Below are 6,000 nucleotides of genomic sequence, written 5' to 3' on the forward strand. Positions count from 1 at the left end.
GGCTGGAACATGCCCGCCGGCGAACTCATGAAGGGCAAGAAGGGCCTGATCATGGGGGTCGCCAACAGCAATTCCATCGCCTGGGGCATCGCCCAGCAACTCGCGGCGCAAGGCGCCGAACTGGCCTTCACCTATCTGGGCGAGGGGCTGGAGCGCCGCGTGCGCCCGCTGGCCGAGAGCGTGAACGCCCGGGCCGTCATCCAGGCCGACGTCACCGACGACGCCTCCATGGACGCCGCCTTCGCCGAGTTGGAGAAGACCTTCGGCACGATCGATTTCGTCGTCCATTCCGTCGCCTTCGCCAACAAGGACGAGCTGAAGGGGTCGTTCGTCGACAACACCAGCCGCGACAGCTTCCTTCTGGCCATGAACATCTCGGCCTTCAGCTTCGTGGACGTCGCTAAGCGCGCCTCCAAGCTGATGCCGAACGGCGGCAGCCTGGTCACCATGACCTACCTGGGCTCGGAACGCGCCATCCCGAACTACAACACCATGGGCGTGGCCAAGGCGGCGCTCGAGGCCGCGACCCGCTACATCGCCCGCGACCTTGGCCCCAAGGGCATCCGCGTCAACGCCATCTCGGCCGGCGCCATGCGCACCCTCTCGCTGGCCGGCATCTCGGGCGGCCGCGGCATGATCGCCCAAGGCCGCGCCATGTCGGCCATGAAGGAAGACACCTCCATGGAAGGCGTCGCCGGCTGCGCGCTGTGGCTCTGCTCGGACCTGGGTCTGTCGACCACCGGCGAGGTCATCCACGTCGACGCCGGCTTCCACATGATGGGCCTGGCGGGCGACGAGGAGGGGTGAGGACGATCAACCGGAAGTGACCCCCCAAGCTCTAGCATTCGGCGAGCAAGGGGGGGGGGGGTAGCCTGGCTCCATACAGGAGCCCCCCATGACCGACACTCTGCCGGATATCGTCGTCGTAGGTCAGCGCCGGCGGGAACCGTCCGAGCCGTTCCCCGTCCGCGAACCGGACCCGACGGGGCCCGTCGATCCGAATGTCCCCGTCCTGGAGGACCCGGAATGGCCAGATCCATGCTCCGATCCAGCGACGGCGCTGGAGTGGAACGCGGATGCGGCGGCGGCTGAGGCGGCGAAAGAGTTTGCCAGGCTAGCGAGCGAAATGGTGCCTGCCGAGAATCTGAATGTTCGAGAGTGGGGATGCTACTTGTATCGCGCCTCGGACGGCTCGATCCGAATGGGACCACCAACTCATGGCGATCCTTTTACCTCGGGCCACGTGGGGAATGTTCGACTTTCCGACGAAGGCATCGACCCCGCAACCATCATAGGCTCTGTACATAGTCACGGTTCAGGCAGCCACCTGCCTTCAACAGGTCCGGGTCCTGGCCTGGAAGATCGCGGCGATATTGGTCACATCGCGAGCATGAGCACCTTCGTAAGTGCGAACGGCGGCGACGGTAGCGTGGTGCGGATGTACATCGTGGCGGAGAATCAGGGACCTGCAGGATTCGTTCCGTACAATCAGATTAACTTCTACACTCCCGAAACAGCTCAGCAGGCGCGAGAACACCTTCACGCCAGGCCCTGAAGTCAATCCGGATGCCGAACCATGTCCTGGAAACTGAGAGCACGGCTGTTTTCCGCCTGTTTGGCCATAGCGCTCCCACAGGCCGCGCTCGCGCAAGATTTTGGAGATGGCCAGTCCCGGTATGAGCGAGGCCGTTCGACCGGGCCGAGGGATGCGCTCTATTTAGGCGGTTACGCAAAGGACGGAGAAGCTGGTGTCGAGATCGTCGATTTCTACACCTACCGCGACCCTGCGGCGACGAATGACGGCGTCAGATTTGGGGCGATTCCGTTCGCGAGACGGAGCCTGGAAAACGGCGACGGCCACCTTTCTGTTCTCGGCTGGGCCGATGGACGAACCTGCGGGGCCTTGCACGGGGTGCTGAGGGAATTCGAACGCCTGACGCCCCCAACCTTCCAGATCCCCCCACTCTACAACGCGCCGCCCGCCGGCAGTTCTGCACTGGGCGGACCTCCGACACGGGTTCATCCAGAAGTCAGCTCTGTTTGGGGCTTGGCCAGACAAGCGGATGGCGCTCCGTCCATCCTGGCCTTCTCTGGATCCGACGGCCTCATAGACAGATGGACCGCTTTCGCCGAAACCCAGCTTGCCGAGTGCTGGAGCGACCAGAGGCCCGTCGAATAGGCGGCTTGAGCCTACAATCAGGACAATCTCTACGGCGACGAAGAAAGCCCTGGACAGGAGGTGAGCCCAAATGCCGACTTCTGCCCAAACTAGAATCCTCGCCTCGGGGCTGATCCTTTTCCTGTCATCCGTCAGCTTCGCATCCCCAGGTTCGGCCACACCGCCGCAAGGGGATGACGCTCAGGAACGCGTAAGGGGCGTGGCGGCCGTCGCGGGTTTCACAATCCGGGACGCGCATACAGATCGTCAGGAGAGCGTCGAAATTTTCATCCGGGCGCGCCGCACGCTACGCCTTCCAGACGGATCGCCTTGGATCGATTTCACGGCACGACGTCAAAGTACGGGCGACGATGGTGTCGAAACCACCACCTGGGCAACCTCCGAGGATTGCCCCGCGCTGAGGAACACCCTGATCTGGCTGACGACGTTGGTTGCGCCCCGCATCGAGATTCCGGGGGTCACGCCGAACGAAGCGTCCCCTGACGGACGGCGGCCACGGGGCGTGACGGAGGATGGCTTGCAGACGACCGTCTGGGGTCGAGGAACCCAGCCCGATCACATTGCGAACACCCGCGTCGAGATATCGGGCAACGGCGGGCTGATCGCGGAGTTCGGGCGCGCCGCGAGGGACAATCTGGCGGCCTGCTGGCGCCAGGAATAGAGGCGGCGGCCAGAGCCGGTGGGCTCGAACGATCCGACCGAAAGCCCCGACTGCATTCCGCAGGCGACCGCTTCCCCCGCCCGGAGCGAAACGGTAATCGCGAGGCATGACCTCCTCGCGCCTGCCCGTCTCCGCCCTGTCGGCCGCCGCGGTCGGGACGATCATCGGCTTCGGCGGCACCGTGGCCCTGGTGGTCCAGGCGGGGCATGCGCTGGGCGCCGCGCCGGACCAGATCGTGTCCATGGTGACGGCGCTGTGCCTGGGCATCGGCGGGCCGGGCGTCCTGCTCAGCTGGCGTCTGAAGGTCCCGATCATCCTGGCCTGGTCGACGCCCGGCGCGGCCCTGCTGGCCGCCTCGACGCTGGGTCTCGGCTGGCCCACCACGATCGGCGCCTTTCTGATCGCCGGCGCCCTGATGGTGGTCACGGGCCTGGTCCCGGCCCTGGGCCGGCTGGCGGCGCGCATTCCCGCGGGCGTGGCCTCCGCCATGCTGGCGGGCGTTTTGCTGCCGTTCTGCGTGAAGCTGTTCCTAGTCTTTCCGAACGACTTGGCGCTGGCGGCGGGCCTGTTCGCCGTCTTCCTGGCCATGCGCCGGTTCGCGCCGGCCTGGGCCCTGCCCGCCGTCCTGGCCGGGGCCTTCCTGGCGCTGGCGCTGCGCGGTCAGTTGGGAACGCCGCCGGGGACAGGTCTGTTCGGCCAGCTGTCGCCCGTCATGCCGGCCTTCGACCCGAAGGCCGCGATCAGCCTGGCCCTGCCCCTGTTCCTGGTGACGCTGGTCTCGCAGAACCTGCCCGGACTGGTCGTGCTGAAGGCCGCCGGCTACGAGCCTCCGCCCGGCCCGCTGCTGGTCTCCACGGGCCTGGCCACCGTCGTCCTGGCCCCGTTCGGCGCCTATGGAATCAACCTGGCGGCCATCGTGGCGGCCATCTGCACCGGGCCGGACGCCCATCCCGACTCTGGACGGCGCTGGATCGTGGGCGTGCTCTACGGTGGCCTCTATCTCGTCGTCGCCCTGTTCGCCGCGCCGCTGGCCGGGTTGTTCATCGCCATGCCCTCGGCCGCCCTGGCCATCCTGACCCGGCCTGGCCCTGATCGGTCCGGCTCGACCGGCCGCCCTGTCCGGCGCGATGGCGGAGCCGGCGGACAGGGAGGCCGCGGTCGTCGCCTTCGCGGCCACGGCCTCGGGCGTGGCCCTGTTCGGGATCGGCTCGGCCTTCTGGGGCCTGCTGGCCGGCTTCGTGACCCTGGCCGCCCTGCGCTGGAGACGCCGGATATGAGACGGGTCAGGCGCGGCCCTCGCCCCGCCTGACCCGCCGATAGGGATAGCTGTCCCGGATGTTCGGTCCGAAGAACCGCCCCTTGGAAGATGCGTTCCGCAGGCCTTCCACCACCTCGGGCGGGACGGCGTCGTAGTCGTAGACATCGCCCGAGGTGAACGTCACCCGCAGCCGCCGCCGCGGCGCGTCATAGTCGAAACGGCGGATGACGGTGGAGGGCACGGCCGCCCCCGGGGTCAGTCCCGCAGCGAGGCCGGAACCACGCCGCCGTTCTCTGCCAGCTTGGCCCACACCGCCTTGGACAGGGCGATGTTCTGCTCGGCCGAGCCGTGCGGCCCGGCGTTCACGCCCAGCTCCGCGGCCAGTTCCTTGCGGGCGTCCAGGCTGGAGTCGAGGTCGAGCAGCTTCAGCAGGTCGACGATCGAGGTGCGCCAGTTGCCGCCTCCGCCCTTCATGTCGGCCATCGAGACCAGGATCGCCTCGACGTCCACGGGCGCCGCCGCGGCGGGCGCGGCCTGAGGGGCCGGGGCCGAGGTGAACGTCGCGTCCGGCGCGGCGCCGCGGCGGCCGGCTTGCGGCCCCGGATACGGTCCCAGATCGAACTGAAAATGCTCATGTCGCGCGCCTTTCCCTTGCTGCACAGCCCCGGTAACGCGGCGTCACGGCAGAGGTTCACAAGCTTGACGATCACGCTCCTGTGTCGGCAGCCGGACATATCGCGGATTGACGGCGGGCCGCCGTGCGACAAACCTGAACGCCCCCTCACGCAAGGACCCTGAGATGGCGCACAAGTTCGAGATCTACAAAGACAAGGCGGGCGAGTTCCGCGTCCGCTTCAAATACAATTCCGAGACGATCTTCTCGACCGAGGGCTATTCCTCGAAGGCCTCGGCCCAGAACGCCATCGAGTCCATCAAGAAGAACGGGCCGGGCGCTCCGACCGAAGACAACAGCTGACGCCCAGGCCGCGAGCCCGGTTCGGCGCGGCCCGCCCGAGCCGTTTTCGCCCTAACCGGGCTCGCGCTCGCCCACTTCGTTGGGCCTGACCGCCACAAGCCAGCCGTCCGCCAGATGCAGTTCGGGCACGGCGTCCCGGGTGAACGGCAGGTACCAGGTCGGCCCTCCCGCGGCCGGCGTGATCTCCAGCATGTCGTCGGCGCCGAAATTCTGGACCGACTTCACCGTGCCCAGCACCCGCCCGTCCGGCTCGCGCGCCTGCACGCCGATCAGGTCGGTCAGGTAGAACTCGTCCTCCTCCGGCTCGGGCAGGCGATCGCGGGGAACGAACAGCTTCAGCCCGCGCAGCGCGTCGGCCTGCTCCTTGGTGGCGATCTCCCTGGCCCGTCCCACCACGCCCGCCTTGTCCGGCCGCGCCGAGGTCAGGGTCAGGCCCGCCGAACCATCCACGCGCAGCAGGTCGCGATAGGCCAGCAGCGCCATGGGATCGGCGGTGTAGGCCGTCACCCGCACCTCGCCCTTCACGCCGAACCCGCCCGCCACCTGGCCGACGAGAACCAATTTGCCGCTCTGAGCCACGAAACCCTCCGCTCCTCCCGGCGAAGGCCGGGACCCAGATACAAACGCCGCCGCCAGATAGCAGAAAAGCAGCGCCCGAGCGTCGGACGCTGCTTTCTGTCGTCTGGACCCCGGCTGCAGCCTGTCCTCGGGCCGACCTCTGGTCGGACCCAGGGGCCGGGGTGAGCGGATTAAGGCTTAGGCCTCGGTCTTCTCTTCTTCGGTGGCTTCAGCGGCCGGGGCCTCTTCAGCAGCCGGGGCTTCCTCGGCGGCGCCTTCAGCCGGAGCCTCCTCGACGGCGACCTCGGCCGAACCTTCGGCCTCCGCGGCGGGCTCTTCAGCCGGAGCGGCGGCCGCCGCGGCGGCCG

General features: G+C 67.8%; 9 protein-coding genes. 6 read left to right on the plus strand and 3 right to left on the minus strand.

Features of this window, described 5'->3' with window-relative positions; all coding sequences use genetic code 11:
• The first annotated feature begins 9 nt into the window (after positions 1–9).
• The 5 genes from AC2W7C_RS00445 (at position 10) to AC2W7C_RS00465 (ending at position 4,149) form a co-directional block, all read left to right on the plus strand.
• Complete coding sequence (locus tag AC2W7C_RS00445) at positions 10–807, plus strand: enoyl-ACP reductase FabI (RefSeq protein ID WP_485999685.1); 798 nt, start codon at positions 10–12, stop codon at positions 805–807.
• An 88-nt stretch (positions 808–895) separates the two neighbouring features.
• Complete coding sequence (locus AC2W7C_RS00450; protein WP_485999674.1) at positions 896–1,555, plus strand: hypothetical protein; 660 nt, start codon at positions 896–898, stop codon at positions 1,553–1,555.
• Between the two features lie 21 nt (positions 1,556–1,576).
• Complete coding sequence (locus AC2W7C_RS00455) at positions 1,577–2,179, plus strand: hypothetical protein (RefSeq protein WP_485999675.1); 603 nt, start codon at positions 1,577–1,579, stop codon at positions 2,177–2,179.
• A 70-nt stretch (positions 2,180–2,249) separates the two neighbouring features.
• On the plus strand, positions 2,250–2,840 hold the full coding sequence (locus tag AC2W7C_RS00460) for a hypothetical protein (RefSeq protein WP_485999676.1): 591 nt from the start codon (positions 2,250–2,252) through the stop codon (positions 2,838–2,840).
• 106 nt (positions 2,841–2,946) lie between these two features.
• The gene (locus tag AC2W7C_RS00465) at positions 2,947–4,149 is read left to right on the plus strand and encodes a benzoate/H(+) symporter BenE family transporter (protein ID WP_485999677.1); all 1,203 of its coding nucleotides are present in this window, start codon (positions 2,947–2,949) and stop codon (positions 4,147–4,149) included.
• On the opposite strand, the gene AC2W7C_RS00470 is transcribed toward AC2W7C_RS00465, so the two are convergent.
• Complete coding sequence (locus tag AC2W7C_RS00470) at positions 4,124–4,339, minus strand: KTSC domain-containing protein (protein ID WP_485999678.1); 216 nt, start codon at positions 4,337–4,339, stop codon at positions 4,124–4,126. The genes AC2W7C_RS00465 and AC2W7C_RS00470 overlap by 26 nt on opposite strands.
• A gap of 14 nt (positions 4,340–4,353) precedes the next feature.
• Complete coding sequence (locus tag AC2W7C_RS00475) at positions 4,354–4,758, minus strand: DUF3597 family protein (protein ID WP_485999679.1); 405 nt, start codon at positions 4,756–4,758, stop codon at positions 4,354–4,356.
• Positions 4,759–4,897: 139 nt separating this feature from the next.
• Here AC2W7C_RS00475 and AC2W7C_RS00480 point away from each other — a divergent pair, with 139 nt between their 5' ends.
• The gene (locus AC2W7C_RS00480) at positions 4,898–5,074 is read left to right on the plus strand and encodes a YegP family protein (RefSeq protein WP_485999680.1); all 177 of its coding nucleotides are present in this window, start codon (positions 4,898–4,900) and stop codon (positions 5,072–5,074) included.
• A 51-nt stretch (positions 5,075–5,125) separates the two neighbouring features.
• Here AC2W7C_RS00480 and rimM read toward each other — a convergent pair whose 3' ends face one another.
• Positions 5,126–5,653, minus strand: a complete 528-nt coding sequence (gene rimM / locus AC2W7C_RS00485) for a ribosome maturation factor RimM (RefSeq protein WP_485999681.1) — start codon at positions 5,651–5,653, stop codon at positions 5,126–5,128.
• Positions 5,654–6,000 lie beyond the last annotated feature (347 nt).

This window comes from Brevundimonas sp. CURTG3B2_SDJG, from assembly GCF_057364705.1.